The 15,252-nt window shown below is 62.2% G+C and carries 17 protein-coding genes; 10 read left to right on the top strand and 7 right to left on the bottom strand.

All coding sequences use genetic code 11. The annotated features are described in order from the left end of the window. Positions 1 to 9 precede the first annotated feature (9 nt). Both OEZ71_RS01670 and OEZ71_RS01665 read left to right on the top strand, forming a co-directional pair. A complete protein-coding gene (locus OEZ71_RS01670) occupies positions 10 to 591 on the top strand; it encodes a GNAT family N-acetyltransferase (RefSeq protein ID WP_263738187.1) in 582 nt (193 codons plus the stop codon). A gap of 87 nt (positions 592 to 678) precedes the next feature. Next, the gene (locus OEZ71_RS01665; RefSeq protein WP_263738186.1) at positions 679 to 1,521 is read left to right on the top strand and encodes a HalD/BesD family halogenase; all 843 of its coding nucleotides are present in this window, start codon (positions 679 to 681) and stop codon (positions 1,519 to 1,521) included. 73 nt (positions 1,522 to 1,594) lie between these two features. Here the strand turns inward: OEZ71_RS01665 and OEZ71_RS01660 are convergent, their stop codons facing one another. Together OEZ71_RS01660 and OEZ71_RS01655 are read right to left on the bottom strand one after the other, a co-directional pair. Beyond that, positions 1,595 to 1,816, bottom strand: a complete 222-nt coding sequence (locus tag OEZ71_RS01660; RefSeq protein WP_263738185.1) for a tautomerase family protein — start codon at positions 1,814 to 1,816, stop codon at positions 1,595 to 1,597. Between the two features lie 174 nt (positions 1,817 to 1,990). Continuing rightward, positions 1,991 to 3,499, bottom strand: coding sequence for a DEAD/DEAH box helicase (locus OEZ71_RS01655; protein ID WP_263738184.1), 1,509 nt, complete (start codon positions 3,497 to 3,499; stop codon positions 1,991 to 1,993). 162 nt (positions 3,500 to 3,661) lie between these two features. On the opposite strand from OEZ71_RS01655, the gene OEZ71_RS01650 reads away from it, so the two are divergent. Continuing rightward, complete coding sequence (locus OEZ71_RS01650; RefSeq protein WP_263738183.1) at positions 3,662 to 4,468, top strand: glycosyltransferase family 25 protein; 807 nt, start codon at positions 3,662 to 3,664, stop codon at positions 4,466 to 4,468. A gap of 45 nt (positions 4,469 to 4,513) precedes the next feature. On the opposite strand, the gene OEZ71_RS01645 is transcribed toward OEZ71_RS01650, so the two are convergent. From OEZ71_RS01645 to OEZ71_RS01630, 4 genes are all read right to left on the bottom strand, one after another. Continuing rightward, positions 4,514 to 6,121: a peptide chain release factor 3 gene (locus tag OEZ71_RS01645; protein ID WP_263738182.1), complete on the bottom strand. Its 1,608-nt coding sequence runs from the start codon at positions 6,119 to 6,121 to the stop codon at positions 4,514 to 4,516. Between the two features lie 37 nt (positions 6,122 to 6,158). Continuing rightward, positions 6,159 to 6,995 (bottom strand): universal stress protein, encoded by an 837-nt coding sequence (locus tag OEZ71_RS01640; RefSeq protein ID WP_263738181.1) that lies wholly within the window; start codon positions 6,993 to 6,995, stop codon positions 6,159 to 6,161. 95 nt (positions 6,996 to 7,090) lie between these two features. Further along, positions 7,091 to 8,086: a Hint domain-containing protein gene (locus OEZ71_RS01635; RefSeq protein ID WP_263738180.1), complete on the bottom strand. Its 996-nt coding sequence runs from the start codon at positions 8,084 to 8,086 to the stop codon at positions 7,091 to 7,093. 60 nt (positions 8,087 to 8,146) lie between these two features. Continuing rightward, the gene (locus OEZ71_RS01630; protein ID WP_263738179.1) at positions 8,147 to 9,049 is read right to left on the bottom strand and encodes a LysR substrate-binding domain-containing protein; all 903 of its coding nucleotides are present in this window, start codon (positions 9,047 to 9,049) and stop codon (positions 8,147 to 8,149) included. 101 nt (positions 9,050 to 9,150) lie between these two features. Between OEZ71_RS01630 and OEZ71_RS01625 the strand changes: the two genes are divergently transcribed. The 3 genes from OEZ71_RS01625 to OEZ71_RS01615 all read left to right on the top strand — a co-directional run bounded on the left by OEZ71_RS01625 (position 9,151) and on the right by OEZ71_RS01615 (position 11,757). After that, positions 9,151 to 9,633 carry a cupin domain-containing protein gene (locus OEZ71_RS01625; protein ID WP_263738178.1) on the top strand — a complete coding sequence of 161 codons (483 nt, stop codon included), beginning with the start codon at positions 9,151 to 9,153 and terminating at the stop codon, positions 9,631 to 9,633. Positions 9,634 to 9,746: 113 nt separating this feature from the next. After that, entirely contained in the window at positions 9,747 to 10,526 is a 780-nt protein-coding gene (locus OEZ71_RS01620) for an SDR family oxidoreductase (RefSeq protein WP_263738177.1), read from the top strand. A gap of 154 nt (positions 10,527 to 10,680) precedes the next feature. Next, positions 10,681 to 11,757: an ABC transporter ATP-binding protein gene (locus OEZ71_RS01615; RefSeq protein ID WP_263738176.1), complete on the top strand. Its 1,077-nt coding sequence runs from the start codon at positions 10,681 to 10,683 to the stop codon at positions 11,755 to 11,757. 3 nt (positions 11,758 to 11,760) lie between these two features. On the opposite strand, the gene OEZ71_RS01610 is transcribed toward OEZ71_RS01615, so the two are convergent. Next, positions 11,761 to 12,423 carry a helix-turn-helix transcriptional regulator gene (locus OEZ71_RS01610; protein WP_263738175.1) on the bottom strand — a complete coding sequence of 221 codons (663 nt, stop codon included), beginning with the start codon at positions 12,421 to 12,423 and terminating at the stop codon, positions 11,761 to 11,763. Positions 12,424 to 12,591: 168 nt separating this feature from the next. Between OEZ71_RS01610 and OEZ71_RS01605 the strand changes: the two genes are divergently transcribed. Genes OEZ71_RS01605 through OEZ71_RS01590 form a run of 4 tightly spaced genes read left to right on the top strand, consistent with a single transcriptional unit; the run spans position 12,592 to position 15,154 of the window. Then, positions 12,592 to 12,807, top strand: coding sequence for a twin-arginine translocase TatA/TatE family subunit (locus OEZ71_RS01605; protein WP_263738174.1), 216 nt, complete (start codon positions 12,592 to 12,594; stop codon positions 12,805 to 12,807). Between the two features lie 33 nt (positions 12,808 to 12,840). Next, on the top strand, positions 12,841 to 13,410 hold the full coding sequence (gene tatB / locus OEZ71_RS01600) for a Sec-independent protein translocase protein TatB (protein WP_263738173.1): 570 nt from the start codon (positions 12,841 to 12,843) through the stop codon (positions 13,408 to 13,410). After that, entirely contained in the window at positions 13,407 to 14,315 is a 909-nt protein-coding gene (gene tatC / locus OEZ71_RS01595; RefSeq protein ID WP_263738172.1) for a twin-arginine translocase subunit TatC, read from the top strand. Before tatB ends, tatC begins: the two co-directional genes overlap by 4 nt. Beyond that, complete coding sequence (locus OEZ71_RS01590) at positions 14,312 to 15,154, top strand: ATP-binding protein (protein ID WP_263738171.1); 843 nt, start codon at positions 14,312 to 14,314, stop codon at positions 15,152 to 15,154. Before tatC ends, OEZ71_RS01590 begins: the two co-directional genes overlap by 4 nt. Positions 15,155 to 15,252: the final 98 nt, after the last annotated feature.

Genomic DNA, 15,252 nt, shown 5'->3' with positions numbered 1-15,252 from the left:
GAGGGGACGATGGTGGCTGACATTCGTGCCGCAACGCGGGACGATCTTGACCGGATGGGGGCGCTGCTGACGGTCGCCTTTGCGGCTGATCCCTTCGTGCGCTGGATCCTACCCGATCCGCATCTGTTCACAGTGTCGAACTATGGATATGCCCGGATCAATGCCGAACCGGGCTATGCTCACGGTGCCAACCATATCATAGGCGAAGGGCTTGGCATGGCGATCTGGCGGCCGCCGGGTGTCCTGCCCGATGCTGACGCCATTGCCGAGAATTCGGCCCGGACCTTTCATCCCGACCGGCTGGCGCCTGTCATGGATCTGCTGAAGGCCTGTGAACCCTATCATATCGACGAACCGCATTGGCACCTGTCGCTGATCGCGGTCGATCCGATCTGTCGCGGGCAGGGGCTGGGTGGAAAGCTCTTGGAACACGGACTTGCGATCTGCGACCGCGACCATCTGCCGGTCTATCTGGAATCCACGACGTCGCGGAACCTTACGATTTATCAGCGACATGGGTTTGAGCTTTTGGCGGAGGTGAGGCTGGACGGCACGCCCAGCCGCTATCCAATGCTGCGGCCAGCGCGGTAGTAGTGAAATCCGACATGATTTGCGTCGATAAGTGGCAAGACGGGCGGCACGGGGACGGGTCTCATCAAGAAAAATCCGGAGGATCCGATGCCCTATGCCGCGCGCGACCTGATCGACCTTGACCGCCACCCGATCCATCAACCCGGCCCCGTTCGGGACGCACTCGTGGCACGGGTGCGGGCCGATCTGGACCGCGACGGCTGCGCGGTGATCAAGAGTTTCCTGACCCAAGCGGGGATTGCGGCCCTGACCGAAGAGGCGGACGGTGTATCGGACAAGGGTCATCGCAGTTTCAACCGGACGAATGTCTATTTCACAAAGGACGACCCAAGCTTGCCGGAGGGTCATCCCAAGCGCCGGTTTTTCGATCGTTCCAATGCCTTCATCCCGGCCGACAATTTCGCTGGTGACGGGCCGCTTCGTACTATCCATGACAGCGCGGGGTTCGATGATTTCATTCAGGACTGCCTTCAGGAGGAGCGGTTCTATCGTTACGCCGATCCACTGGCCGACGTGATCGTCAACATGGCCGAGGACGGAGCGGGCTTTCCCTGGCATTTTGATACAAACAATTTCACTGTCACGCTGGCGATCCAGAATGCAGAAGAGGGCGGCGCCTTTGAATATGCGCCGCGTATCCGCAAGGGGGACGAAAATTTCGATGAGGTCGCCCGCGTGCTCGACGGCACGTCGGACAAGGTCAAGGTCCTGACCCTCGAACCGGGCGATCTGCAGATCTTCCGGGGCCGCTATTCGCTGCATCGCGTGGCGCCGCTGAAAGGGCCGCGCCGCCGCTATGTGGCGATCTTTTCCTATGTGGAAGAACCGGGCATGGTCGGCGCGCCGGAACGCACGATGCAGCTTTATGGCCGCACGCTTCCCATCCATCACGAGCGGGCTGGACGGCGGGCCGACAGCTATATCGACTGATCGCGCGAGTGTGGTGTTGCGGATAGCCCCGCAACTCTTACGCCAACTTACGGCAAAGGTCCGTCCGTTCACCTCAAGACTTGTCGTTCTTGATCGCCAGACCGAATTCGGTCGTCATGATCTGGTCGGCGAAACCCCACGATCCGCTTTTTATTTCCTCGATCTTCGCCGAGGTGTTTTCGAACATCTTGCCGCCCGCCGCATCGCCGAATGCCTTTATCACCGCGCGGATGATCCGGGCCTTTTCGTCTGCGTCGAAGACGCCTTCCATCACCTTGATTTCGATATGCGGCATATCCTCCCCCTTTGGCCCTTAGCGTAGGGAGATCAGCAAAGGCGTTCAACCTAGGCCGTTTTTCTCGAACAAGTCCGACCAGTCCCATCGCACGGTCCGGCCAAGTGAGAAGTGGACTTGGCTGCCGTCGGTGCGCGGTCGAAAACTGATGGACGAGAGGTAAGATGGCGCGTTCTATGCGTCTTCCGATTTTATCCCGCGCATCAGGAAATCGGGGACGTGATCGCCCATCCCGACAACCGGCTCGTCGCGGTCCTCGCGGCGACGGTCGCCCTTGCGGCCCTCGCGCTTGTCTTGCCGGGGTTCCGCATTGCGATCGGGCTTTGGCTCCGACTTGCGTTCGGCGCGCTTGTCTTCTTTCGACTCGGGTTTGACGGCAACGGGTGCTGCCTCAATCGGTGCCATCGGCGCTTCCTCGCCATGCGGCTTAACCGGGCGTGAGCGTCGCTCGTCGCGGTCTCGGCCCCGTCCGCGCGAACGATCCTTGCCATCATCCTTGCGCGGGGCACGCTGGGCGGCTTCGCTCAACTCGAACCCTTCCGGGGCTTCGACGCGCGGCAGTGGCTTTTTCACGAGGCTTTCGATTGCGTCGAGATACTTCTTGTCGCCCGGCGTCGCGATGGTGACGGCCACGCCCTTGCGACCCGCACGGCCCGTGCGGCCGATCCGGTGCACATAATCCTCGGCATGGCTCGGCACGTCGAAGTTGAAGACGTGAGAGACGGCCGGGATGTCAAGCCCGCGCGCGGCCACGTCAGAGGCGACGAGGAAGCGCAAGCTGCCATCGCGGAATCCGTCAAGCGTTTTCATCCGCTGGCTCTGATCCAGATCGCCATGGATCGGGGCGGCGTTGAAGCCGTATTTCTTCAGCGACTTGGCGAGGATGTCGACCTCGGTCTTGCGGTTGCAGAAGAGGATCGCGTTGGTGCAGGCCGCGCCTTCCGCCTCGATCACCGAGCGCAACAACTCGCGCTTGGCCTTGGCCGTCTGGTCCTTGCGGGCGGGCGTGATTTCGATCAGCCGCTGCTCGATCGTTTCGGAAGTTGTTGCCTGACGGGCGACCTCGATCTTGGCCGGGGCATGCAGGAAGGTGTTGGTAATACGTTCGATCTCGGGCGCCATCGTGGCGGAAAAGAACAGCGTCTGGCGGGTGAAAGGCGTGAGCTGGAAGATGCGTTCGATATCCGGGATAAAGCCCATGTCGAGCATCCGGTCAGCTTCGTCCACCACCATGATCTGAACGCCGGTGAGAAGAAGCTTGCCGCGCTCGAAGTGATCCAGCAACCGGCCCGGCGTGGCGATCAGAACATCGACGCCGCGGTCGATCAGCTTGTCCTGCTCGGCAAAGCTGACGCCACCGATCAGAAGTGCTTTGGTAAGCTTGGTGTGCTTGGAATAGATGTCGAAGTTCTCGGCCACCTGCGCCGCCAGTTCCCGCGTCGGCGCGAGCACCAGCGAACGCGGCATCCGCGCCCGCGCCCGTCCACGGCCGAGAAGCGTGATCATTGGCAGGGTAAAAGAGGCGGTCTTGCCGGTCCCGGTCTGGGCGATACCCAGCACATCCTTTCCTTCCAGCGCGGGCGGAATGGCGCCTGCCTGGATCGGGGTCGGGGTTTCATAGCCGGCTTCGGCAATGGCTTGCAGGACCTTGGGGTCCAGCTTCAGGTCGGTAAATTTTGTCATCAGCGTCCATATGTTGCGGTGTCGGACCGCAGGGATAAGGGACGCGAATTCCGGGCGCCCCGGCAGGTACCCACCGGATGTGGGTGAAACGGCCCTACTGCAAAACACGGCAGAGGTCAATTGCCGGGGCCATAACGGGTCTGTAGGGTGACTGCGGGGGCAATGAGGCAGATCTTGGATATCCATGTGATCAACCTCGCGCGGCGACCCGACCGGCTGGCCAGCATCGCGGCTCAGCTTAACCGGCTGGAGTTGAATTGGACGCGGGTGGAAGCGATCGACGCAGGTGACGGGCGTAAACTGCGTCCCGCTTTCGGGCGGGGGATGAAGGCGCGGGCCTTTCCCGCGACACGCGGTGATATCGCTTGCTCCCTGACCCATCAGCGCCTGTGGCGGCAGATTTCGACAAGCGGGCGGCCTGCGGTCGTTCTGGAGGATGACGCTATCCTGTCGGATGTTTTCGCACGACTCATGTCCTGTGATCTCACGGGGGTAATGCGGCGTCATGACATGGGAGTTCTGAAACTCGAATTCTGGCCCGGCCCGCAGAAAAGCCGCCGCTTTCCTGCGGGTGAAGCGATTGGTCCGGTTCTGGAGACAATCAGGCTCTACCGCCTGCACAGTTCCTATCTTGGCACCTGTGGCTACGTCATCACGCCCGAAGGAGCACGACTGATGAATGACCGCTTCCCGAGGCTGCGTGTGCCCGTGGATCACGCGCTTTTCGGACGTGAGGCGGCGATGGGGTTCCGACTTCTCCGTCCCGGCTTTGTCAATCCGGCGCCGGTCCTGCACGATGCGGGGCAGTTCGGGTCGGACATCCGGGCAGAACGGACCGATGACGCACCGCGGACCCTGGCACGACGATTGCGCGACTGGCAGGTCCGCTTCCATGTGTCACGAGAGATCGCCTCAGGTCGGGCGGAGCGGGTGCAGATGCGTTACGCGGGGAAAGAGCAAAAGCCTTGAGAAATGTGGGGCGGGTTGAATACCCACTGTGCCCGCGATGCTCGTTTACACCATCATCTCTTTCGTCGCACTCAGCTTAAGCTGCGGGTGATCCCGGGTGATCCGGTCAATATCCCATTGCAGACGGGTCAGGTAGACGATGTCGCCGTCATGATCATGGGCGATATGGCCCTTGTTTGCATTGACGAATTTGTCGACGTCGGCCTTCGGCCCCGTTACCCAGCGGGCGGAGGTGAATTGCGAGGATTCAAACCGCACCGGCAGCGAATATTCCAGCTCGATCCGGCTGGCGAGCACCTCGAACTGCAGCGCGCCGACGACCCCGACGATGAAGCCAGAGCCGATGGAGGGCTTGAAGACCTTGGCGGCCCCTTCCTCGGCAAACTGCATCAGCGCCTTTTCCAGATGCTTGGCCTTCATCGGATCGCCCGCGCGCACCGATTGCAGAAGCTCCGGCGCGAAGCTGGGGATTCCGGTGAAGCGCAGCGACTCTCCCTCCGTCAGCGCGTCGCCGATGCGCAACTGCCCGTGGTTCGGGATGCCGATGATGTCGCCCGCCCAGGCCTCTTCCGCCAGCTCCCGGTCGGCGGCGAGGAAGAGGACCGGATTGGAGATCGCCATCGGCTTTTTCGACCGAACATGCAGGAGTTTCATGCCCCGTTCAAAATGCCCGGAGGCAAGGCGCACGAAAGCCACCCGGTCGCGGTGCTTGGGGTCCATGTTGGCCTGAACCTTGAAGACAAAGCCCGCGACCTTGCTTTCCTCGGGTGCGATCTGGCGTTCGGCGGCGTTCTGGGGCTGCGGCTCTGGTCCATAATCACCGATGCCCGTCATCAGTTCCTTCACCCCGAAGGAGTTGATGGCAGAGCCGAACCAGATCGGCGTGAGATGCCCCTCCAGAAAAGCCTGCCGGTCGAAGGCAGGCAGGAGCTCACGCGCCATCTCCAGCTCTTCGCGCAGCTTTTCAAGCTGGGCGGCGGGGACGTGGTCGGCCAGTTTCGGGTCGTCGAGGCCCTTGATCTTGATGCTTTCGGTCACCCGGTTGCGGTCGGCCCGGTCCATCAGTTCCAGGCGGTCATGCAGGATGTCGTAGCAGCCAAGGAAATCGCGGCCCATGCCGATCGGCCACGAGGCCGGGGTCACGTCGATGGCCAGGTTTTCCTGAATCTCGTCGATGATCTCGAACGTATCGCGCGCCTCGCGGTCCATCTTGTTGCAGAAGGTCAGGATTGGCAGATCGCGCAGACGGCAGACCTCAAAGAGTTTCCGCGTCTGGCTTTCCACACCCTTCGCCCCGTCGATCACCATGACCGCGGCATCGACAGCGGTCAGTGTCCGGTAGGTGTCTTCGGAAAAATCGCTGTGGCCCGGCGTGTCGACGAGATTGAACCGATACTTCCCGAAATCGAAGGACATGGCCGAGGCGGAAACCGAAATGCCCCGGTCCTGTTCCATCTTCATGAAATCCGACCGCGTCCGCCGCGCCTCGCCCTTGGCACGCACCTGTCCGGCCATCTGGATCGCGCCGCCGAACAGCAGGAACTTTTCGGTCAGCGTCGTCTTGCCCGCATCCGGGTGCGAGATGATGGCAAAGGTCCGCCGCCGGGCAATTTCGGCGGGTAGGTTCGGGCGGTTTGTGGGCGTGTCAGACATTGCGCCCCTATAGCCGGATGCCGGGACGTCTGCAATCTCAGCCGATACGCGCTGGACCCGGCCTTGCGATCAGCAGATCACAGGGCGGTTCGCACATCAGCATCGTCGTCACGCTGCCGAGAACTGCCCGGGATATCGCGCTTCGGCCATGTGCTCCCACCGCGACCAGATCGGGTTTGCCCTTCGCAACAGCCTGCGTCAGTTCGCTCTGAACTCCGCCTTCCAAAAGGCGGATGGAGAGGGTATCGGCCCCGATACCGAACCGCGTGCGCCAGTCCGCTTCGGCATCCTCGGCCTCATGAAGAAAGGCCGGAAGCTGATCCCCCGGGACAAGGCCGCGAAATGGCACATGGTAGACATGAAGACCCTCGTGTCGGGCTTTTGGTGCAAGGGACAGGGCCGCTTGTGCCACAGCTGCCGATGCCGGCGAGAAGTCGATGGCATGTAGCACATGCTTGTATGGGGCGGCAGGCGTGGCAGAGACCAAGAGGACGGGGCAGGTGACGAGCGTGATGATCCGTTGTGCCGTCGTCTGGCGGAAGAGATCGCCAAAGGGTCTTTCCCGGTGCCGCCCGAGGATCAGCAGGTCGGCCCTTGCCTCTGTGGCACGTTCGGCGACCGTCCTTGCAGGGTCGCCGGTGACGACATTTATGCTGACTTGCGCTTTGGCGGCTTCAGGGAACGACGCGACGATCCGCGACAACTCCAGTTCCGCGGCTTCCGCCACCTGCGCGGCAATAGCTACCGGAAGTGCATCGTCGACCACGGTCAACACCGTTAGCTCGGCGTCCATGCTTGCAGCCATCAGAATCGCACGATGAACTGCCCGATCCCCCCGATCGGAAAGATCGGTTGCAACGAAATAGCGCGGCATGTGTAGCCTCCTCTCTGACACCTATGCCGTCCAGATGGTCGTGTCTTTGCGTCCTATCAACACGGCTGCGCCGATTGGCCGCACGGGTGCCGTCTTCAACGCCCCAGAAGCTGTCTCCGTGCCGCATCATCCAGCATTTCGCGCCCAGCCTCGGTGCCGAAATGCTGGCTCTGGCTGAGGCCGGGAAAGCGGGCGCGCACCTCATCGGCTAGTTCCGGGGGCAGGCGACGGATGGTCGCCTCGTTGACCATAAGGCTTTCGGCCGGAATGCCTTCTGCATAGATGATCTCATGCCGGTCAAACACCAGGCAGCAATAATCGACAAAGCCGCCCTCGCGCCGCTCGACCCGATCGCCGTCGACCAGATACCGGGCCTGAACCAGCAGTTCCGCAGTGCTGCCCAGGCGCCGTCCACGCTGATAGATGAAGATGCGGTGATGCGGGCTGACCACGAGGTCGGCAAGGTTGCCAAGCGTCCCCGCAGCGATGACGATCGGCGCAAAACCACCGATGGCCCGCATCGTCGCCCTACCAATCCAACGCACCGGCTGGGCCCCGTGATCGCGTGTCAGAACCTCGTCGCCGGGGGCAAGCGCTTCAATCGGGCGCTGCGCGCCGCCGGGCAGCGTGATCATTGTACCCACCGCGAATGAGGTGCAGATCATGTCGGTGATACGGATGCCGCCCATATCCTCACGGCTTGCGATCAGTGTATAATCCGTCCGGGGCGCAATCGGCGACAGCGGCAAGGCATAACCCGCTCCGGTCGCGTCATGCCGGACGAAAAGGGTTTCCACCTTGTCCCCGTCCGGGGCCATCAGCGTCAGCACCGACAGAACGGCGACTGCGTCGCCGGGTTTGCCGATCTCGGAGCCTTCGGCAATGCAAAGCAATGCCGGATCGTCCGTATTGGGGCGCAACATCAGCCGCCTGGCCAGAGCGTCGGACGAAAGGCGATATATATCGCCCAGTTCGCAGAATGTCGCCTGGGCAATAGGGTCGCCCAGATTGGCACCGCTCGACACTCGCAGCGTATCTGCATCATAGGCGTGCGCCGTATGGGCGGGAAGGGGCCAGAGGTGGTCGGGCATATCTGCGTTCCGGAGTATCGCCGCCGTGGCGACAGGTCCCGATTATCAGCGAGGCGGCTTCTACGTCAACGCATCTGCCCCGCCAGCCGCGGCGATCCAGTCCAGTACGCTTCGTACCTCGGATCGCGCAGTGAGATCGTCGCGAAGAGACAAAAAATATCCCCGTTCTGACGCCGCTGACTGGTCGCTGAGTTGCACGAGAGCACCGGCCTCAAGGAATGTATCGAGCAGACCGGACCAGCAAAGCCCGATGCCCTGTCCCGCCAGAAGAGCATTGACCAGCATTGCATAGGTGTTGAAATCGAGGCTGCGGACATCACCGGGCATCTTTGCGCCCCGCGCCTCGAACCAGCTTGGCCAGTCGTGCCAGAACCGCCTTGTGCCCTCCATGGTTAGAAGCGTGTGGCCCGCGAAATCGTCCACCGTCGAGGGAGCGGTGTTCCGGGACAAGTAAAGGGGGCTCGCTGCGGCAAAGACCTCTTCGCCGAGGATCTTGATCTCATCGGGCCGCGCCGGGTTCGGTGCGCCGAAGCGGATCGCCACGTCGCCGGGCCGCCCGGCCTCGCCCTGCTCCATCGAGATGATGCGGATGACGGTGCCCGGAAAGGCCTCCTGCAGGGCGCCAAGCCGGGGGATCAGCCAGAAGGCCACGAAACCCGAAGGGCCGGACACCGTGACCACCCGTCCCTTGGCCGCGCGGCGGATGCGGTCGGTCGCTACCTCGATCGTTTCGAAGCTCGTGCGCAGGGCTGCCATCATCTCGCGCCCCGCCTCGGTCATCTGCACCGGCTTGCGCGAGCGGTCGAATAAGTGCGTGCCGAGATCCGCCTCCAGCTGCGCGATGCGGCGCGAGACCGCGGGCTGCGAGACGTTCAGCTCCCGCGCAGCGCCGGTCAGCGTGCCATGGCGGACGGCGGCGTAAAAGGCGGTGAGGCCGGAAAACGAGGGGAGACGGGCTTCCATTATAATCCCAGCGTATAATGTTAGAATTTTTTCGAGCATTGCCTGAACATTGCCGAAACGCAATATGGTCGAACTGAAACACCGCCACGGAGGCGCCGAAAATGACCGCACTCGTTCAGTTCCAAGACGCGTCAGCCGACATTGTGACCGGCGCGTTCGATCTGAAACCGGCCGATAACTGCCCAAAAGCACCTTCAGTGCAAGCATTTGTGGTGAATGCCGCCGATGTTGCATCCGAAGGCGGCACCGATCCGGTCTTTGGTACAGTCACCTGGAAGACGCTCATTTCGGGCGAGAAAACCAATACCAGCGAATTCGTCCTCGGCATCGCGGAATTCGGCCCGGGCGGCACGCTCCATCCGCATGTCCATGCGCCTGCCGAATTTTACTTCGGTCTTACCGGTTCGGGCATCGTCACCATCGACGGGGTCGCGCATGAAATTGTCCCGGGTGTGGCCATCTACATCCCCGGCAATGCCGAACATGGCACGGTCGCCGGGCCGGATGGTCTGCGGTTTGCCTATGGGTTCGCCGAGGCCGCTTTCGGCCAGATCGAGTACCGGTTTTCCGCAAGGGTCGCCTGACGTCGATCGCCACCATCTCGACCTTGGGTTCGGGCGGCAGGTGCTCGGGGGTCGATGCTGATGGCATCGGCCCCGCATTTGTTTATGCTCGCCCGCAGAGCAGGGAGGAAGAGATGGATCTGGGGATTCGCGGCAAACGGGCGCTGGTCTGCGCCTCTTCAAAAGGGCTTGGGCGTGGTTGTGCCGAGGCGCTGGCCGCTGCAGGTGTCGACCTGGTGCTGAACGCGCGCGGCGCTGAGACACTTGCCGCAACAGCCGAGGGGTTGCGCGGAACCTACGGTGTCCGCGTGACCGGGATCGTCGCCGACATCGCGACCGAGACGGGTCGGGCCGAGGTACTCGCGGCCGCCGGGAACGTCGACATTCTCGTCACCAATGCAGGCGGTCCGCCGCCAGGTCTCTGGTCGGACTGGGATCGCGAGGATTTCATTCGCGCGCTCGATGCCAACATGCTGACGCCCATCGCGCTGATGACCGCGCTTCTGCCCGGGATGATCGGGCGGGGTTGGGGCAGGGTGGTCAACATCACCTCGCAATCCGTCAAGGCTCCCATCGCCCAGCTCGGGCTTTCGAACGCCGCCCGGACCGGGCTCACGGGCTATGTCGCCGGCACTTCCCGCCAGGTCGCGCCACACGGGGTGACGATCAACAACCTTCTGCCCGGTATCCACGCGACCGACCGGGCCGATGCGCTGGATGGCGGGTTGGCCAAGTCACAGGGCATCACGATCGAAGAAGCCCGCGCAAACCGCGCTGCCAGCATACCTGTCCGCCGCTACGGTACTGCGGAGGAATTCGGCGCGATGTGCGCCTTTCTCTGCTCTCAGCATGCGGGGTTCATCGTCGGCCAGAACATCCTCCTCGATGGCGGCGCCATTAATACGACCTTCTGATCTTCTTCTTGGCCGAAATACACCGGGGGTCCGGGGGCAGCGCCCCCGGCGGCTCAACCCTCAGGCCGAGGCCGAACCCTCATGCTTGCGGCCCGCGCGTCGGCCTGTTATCCGGACTTAAGCCTGAGAAAATCGCTCAGGGTTGGGGAAAGACGTGACCGGGACACCGCCGAGACTTGAGGTCAGAAACCTTGTGCGCCGTTTCGACGGACGGACTGTGGTTGACGATGTCTCGCTCACCATCGAGGCGGGGCAGGTGACCTGCCTTCTCGGCCCGTCGGGCTGCGGCAAATCGACAACGCTGAGGATGATCGCGGGTGTCGACATGCAGGATCAGGGCACGATCCACGTCGATGGCAAACTGATCTGCGACACGGTCTTCCGCATCCCGCCGGAACGGCGCTCCATCGGCCTGATGTTTCAGGATTTCGCGCTCTTCCCGCATCTGAGCGTGGCCGAGAACATCGCTTTCGGACTGAAGGGCGCCGCGACGGCCCGTGTTGATGCGCTTCTTGAGCGTGTTTCGCTCTCGGGTTTCGGTCCAAAGTATCCGCATGAACTCTCAGGCGGTGAACAGCAGCGTGTAGCGCTTGCCCGCGCATTGGCGCCGTCGCCGCGTATCCTTTTGATGGATGAGCCGTTCTCCGGTCTCGACGAACGCCTCCGCGACGGTATCCGCGACGATACTCTGGCGCTTCTGAAAGAGGAAGGCACTGCGGTTCTTCTTGTCACCCATGAACCGCATGAAGCGATGCGCATGGCCGACGAGATCGCGTTGATGCGAAGGGGTAAGATTGTTCAGCAGGGTGCGCCCTACAATATCTACAATGCGCCTGTGGATCGTGAAGCTGCCGCTTTCTTCTCCGATATCAATATTTTGCGGGCGAAAGTTCAGGGCGCCCTCACGCGCACGCCTTTCGGCGAATTTCTCGCGCCAGGGGTACCCGACGGGACCGAGGTAGAGATCGTCATCCGTCCCCAGCACCTCAAGATTGACTTCGACCGCGCGGGCCGCGGTCCGAACCCCACGCCGATGGACGGCACCGCCGCCCGCGCGACGGTCGAACGCGCCCGTTTCATGGGCCGTGAGAGCCTCGTGGAATTCCGCATGGAAGAGGGTGGCGAGATGTTGAAAGCCACGGTTCCCGCCGTCTTCCTGCCGAAACCCGGAACGGTGATGTGGCTGATGATCCGGCGCGACCGTTGCTTCGTCTTTCCCTCTAACGGGTGAAGTTCAGGCCGGAGTGATCCGGGCGAGATAGTCATCGACGGTCTTTCCTGGTTCGGGAAGGAACGCGCCGCCGTCGTGGTTCAGGGCTGTAATAAGATCGACGCGGAAGATACGGAAGTCATTCCTGTTTTCGCTCCAGCATGTCAGTGTCCAGACTTTGCCCCAGTAGTCGAGATGTAGGGGGCGCACCCGACCGGCTTCTGCCCCACGATAGGCAAGCGACAGAGTGAGGTGCTCCCTGACCGCACGGCGGATTAACCCCAGATGCGGTGCAGCGCGGGCGGCCTCGGCGCTGGAAAAGACGAAAGTGTCGACGCCGGTGTCACCCGCATCAGCCGGTGATACGGCGGCGATCTTGGCGCGCAGGCTCGCCGCGGCGCGGGAAAGGACCAGATCGGCGGCGCCACCGACGAGGGAGATGCCAAGCCGCAGGACCTCGAATTCGTCTTTGGTCAGTGCCATTGGCGGCAAAGTGACCGGATCGCGCAGGACGTAACCCACGCCGCGTTCGCCGGATACCGGCAGTCCGCGTTCGACCAGTGTCGCCATGTCGCGCCAGATCGTGCGGACCGATACGCCGAGCGTCTCAGACAGGTCGATGGCACGGTGCAACTGACCGTCGCGCAGGATGCGCAAAAGCTGGAACAGGCGGTCATTGCGGCGCATGGGAGGACCTTTGAAGGGTGCAACTGACAAAATACTGTCAGTTGCCGGGGCCCATCAAGGGGCTGGCCACAGTTTATCGGACTTTTGTCGCTTTGAGCGGGTGCGGCGAGGGACTACATCGGTAGGGCAACGTAAGGGCGCGAGGGGATGCGCCTCAGGGAGATACACATGCTCAACAATATCGGTATTCCTGGCCTTCTTCTGATCGCCGTCGTGGTTCTGGTGCTTTTCGGCCGCGGCAAGGTCTCGTCGCTCATGGGCGAGGTCGGAAAGGGCATCACCGCCTTCAAGAAAGGTGTGAAGGACGGCAGCGAAGAGATCGAGAAGGCCTCGGCCGAAAAAGCCCGAGACGTGACGCCCGAGGACGAGAAGGACAAGGCCTGAGCCTTGGTCTTCGCCTGAAGGGGCGCGACGGACATGTTTGATATCGGCTGGAGTGAGCTTCTGCTCATCGGCATCGTGGCGCTGATCGTGGTGGGGCCCAAGGACCTGCCCGGGATGTTCCGCACACTCGGGCGCTTCACCGCGAAAGCCCGCGCGATGGGGCGGGAGTTCCAGCGCGCGATGGACGATGCGGCCAAGGAAACTGGCGTCAAGGAAACGGCGGATGAGCTGAAGGCGATGACGTCGAAGAAAAATCTCGGCCTCGACGCATTGGACAAGGCTGCCTCGAAGTTCGAGAAGTGGGACCCGGCAAAAGGATCCACCACGCCGAAAGGGCCCGCGACGCAGGCTTTGGCCGACAAGAAGGCCGCCGAAGCCGCCGAACGTAAGGCGAAGCTGGCTGAGAGCCAGGCCGCGAAAGCGCCCGAGGCGAAGCCGGAACTGGCCCCAAAGCCTGAACCGGCGACACCGGCCACGAAACCCGCAGCCAAGAAACCGGCCACCAAGACCTCGGCCAAAGCCGCACCCGCGAAGAAACCGTCAGCAACGAAGAAATCGGCAGCGGCCAAGCCAAAGACCCCTGCGAAGAAGGGTGAGGCATGAGCAAGGACGATATCGACGATTCGACCGCGCCGCTGATCGAGCATCTGGCCGAACTCAGAACGCGCATCCTCTGGTCGCTTGGTGCATTCCTCGTGGCAATGGTCATCTGTTTCTCTTTCGGCAGCATGCTTCTCGACTTCCTGCTTTTGCCGATCGAAAAGACCATGCGCGATCTGGGCAACCAGAACCCGGTAATGCAGTACACCGCGCCGCAGGAGTATTTCTTCACGCTGATACGCATCTCGATGGTGGGCGGCCTGGCGCTGGCCTTTCCGGTCATCGCCTATCAGATGTGGCGTTTCGTGGCACCGGGGCTCTACCGCACCGAAAAGCAGGCCTTCCTGCCTTTCCTGGTCGCGTCGCCGGTCCTGTTCCTGATTGGCGCTTCATTTGCCCATTTCGTCGTCGTGCCGCTGGCGATGCAGTTCTTCTTGGGCTTTGCCGACCTGCCCTCCTATTTCGCCGCCATCATCACAGGCGAAGAGGCGGCGAGCCCGGCGACCGATGAGGGCATCAACATTGTCTTTAACGGCAAGGTGAATGAGACACTCGACATCACGTTGAAGATGATCGTGGCTTTCGGACTTTGCTTTCAGCTTCCGGTTCTTCTCACGCTGATGGGTAAGGCGGGACTGGCCAGTTCGCGCGGCCTGCGCGGCGTTCGGAAATATGCAGTCGTCGGCATCCTGACGGTGGCCGCCGTTGTGACGCCGCCCGATGTGACCACGCAGGTCATGCTCTTCACCGTCGTATACGGGCTCTACGAGATTTCGATCTTCCTCGTCCAATGGGTCGAGAAGAAGAAGGATGAGGAGGCCCGGGCCGAGGGGATCATTGGCGAGGATGAAAGCCTCTTTGACGAGTTTGATGACGACGAGCCCGAGGACGAGACCAAGAAGGCATGAATGACGACATTCTGATCCGCATTGCCGAGGCGCTGGAGCGCCTCGCCCCCGCGCCCCGCAGGGCGCCGGATTTCGAGGCGGCGGAGGCCTTCGTCTGGCATGTGGAGCCTGACCGGCTGGAACCGGTCCTGGAGGTCAACCGGGTCGATCTGCCGCTCCTGGTCGGCATCGACCGGTCGCGCGACACGCTTCTTGCCAATACGCTTCAGTTCGCGCGCGGTCTGCCCGCCAACAACGCGCTCCTCTGGGGCGCGCGGGGGATGGGAAAGTCGTCGCTCGTGAAGGCGGTTCACGCCGAGGTACGGCGGCAGGGCTTCACGCTGAAGATCGTGGAGCTTGCGCGCGAGGATCTGCCTTTAGTCGGCCGACTTCTGATGCATCTGCGTGCAGCAAGGGACCACCGCTTTGTCCTCTTCTGCGACGACCTGTCATTTTCCCATGACGACCAGCATTACAAGAGCTTGAAGGCGGTTCTGGATGGCGGGATCGAGGGGCGGCCCGATAACGTCATCTTCTATGCTACATCGAACCGCCGCCATCTGATGCCGCGCGACATGATCGAGAACGAGCGCTCGACCGCGATCAACCCGTCCGAGGCGGTGGAGGAAAAGGTCTCGCTTTCCGACCGCTTCGGGCTCTGGCTCGGCTTCCATCCGTGCAGTCAGGACGACTACCTCGCGATGATCCGGGGATATTGTGACGCTTATGGGGTCAAAATCGACGATGCGACCCTACGGGCCGAGGCCATCGAATGGCAGGCGACGCGCGGCGCGCGGTCGGGTCGCGTGGCCTGGCAATACTTCACTGACCTCGCCGGGCGACGTGGCGTCACGTTATAGGCCACAATCCGATCCTACGGTATGGATATCCCTTCCTTCAGTGACCAATCGCAGGAAAGCGTTTTCTATTTTGCGGCTAAGTTGCTAGTCTAACGGTC

Origin of the sequence: Albidovulum litorale (assembly GCF_025751495.1) — a bacterium.
Lineage (GTDB): Bacteria > Pseudomonadota > Alphaproteobacteria > Rhodobacterales > Rhodobacteraceae > Albidovulum > Albidovulum litorale.
This window is presented reverse-complemented; position numbering and strand designations above follow the sequence as displayed.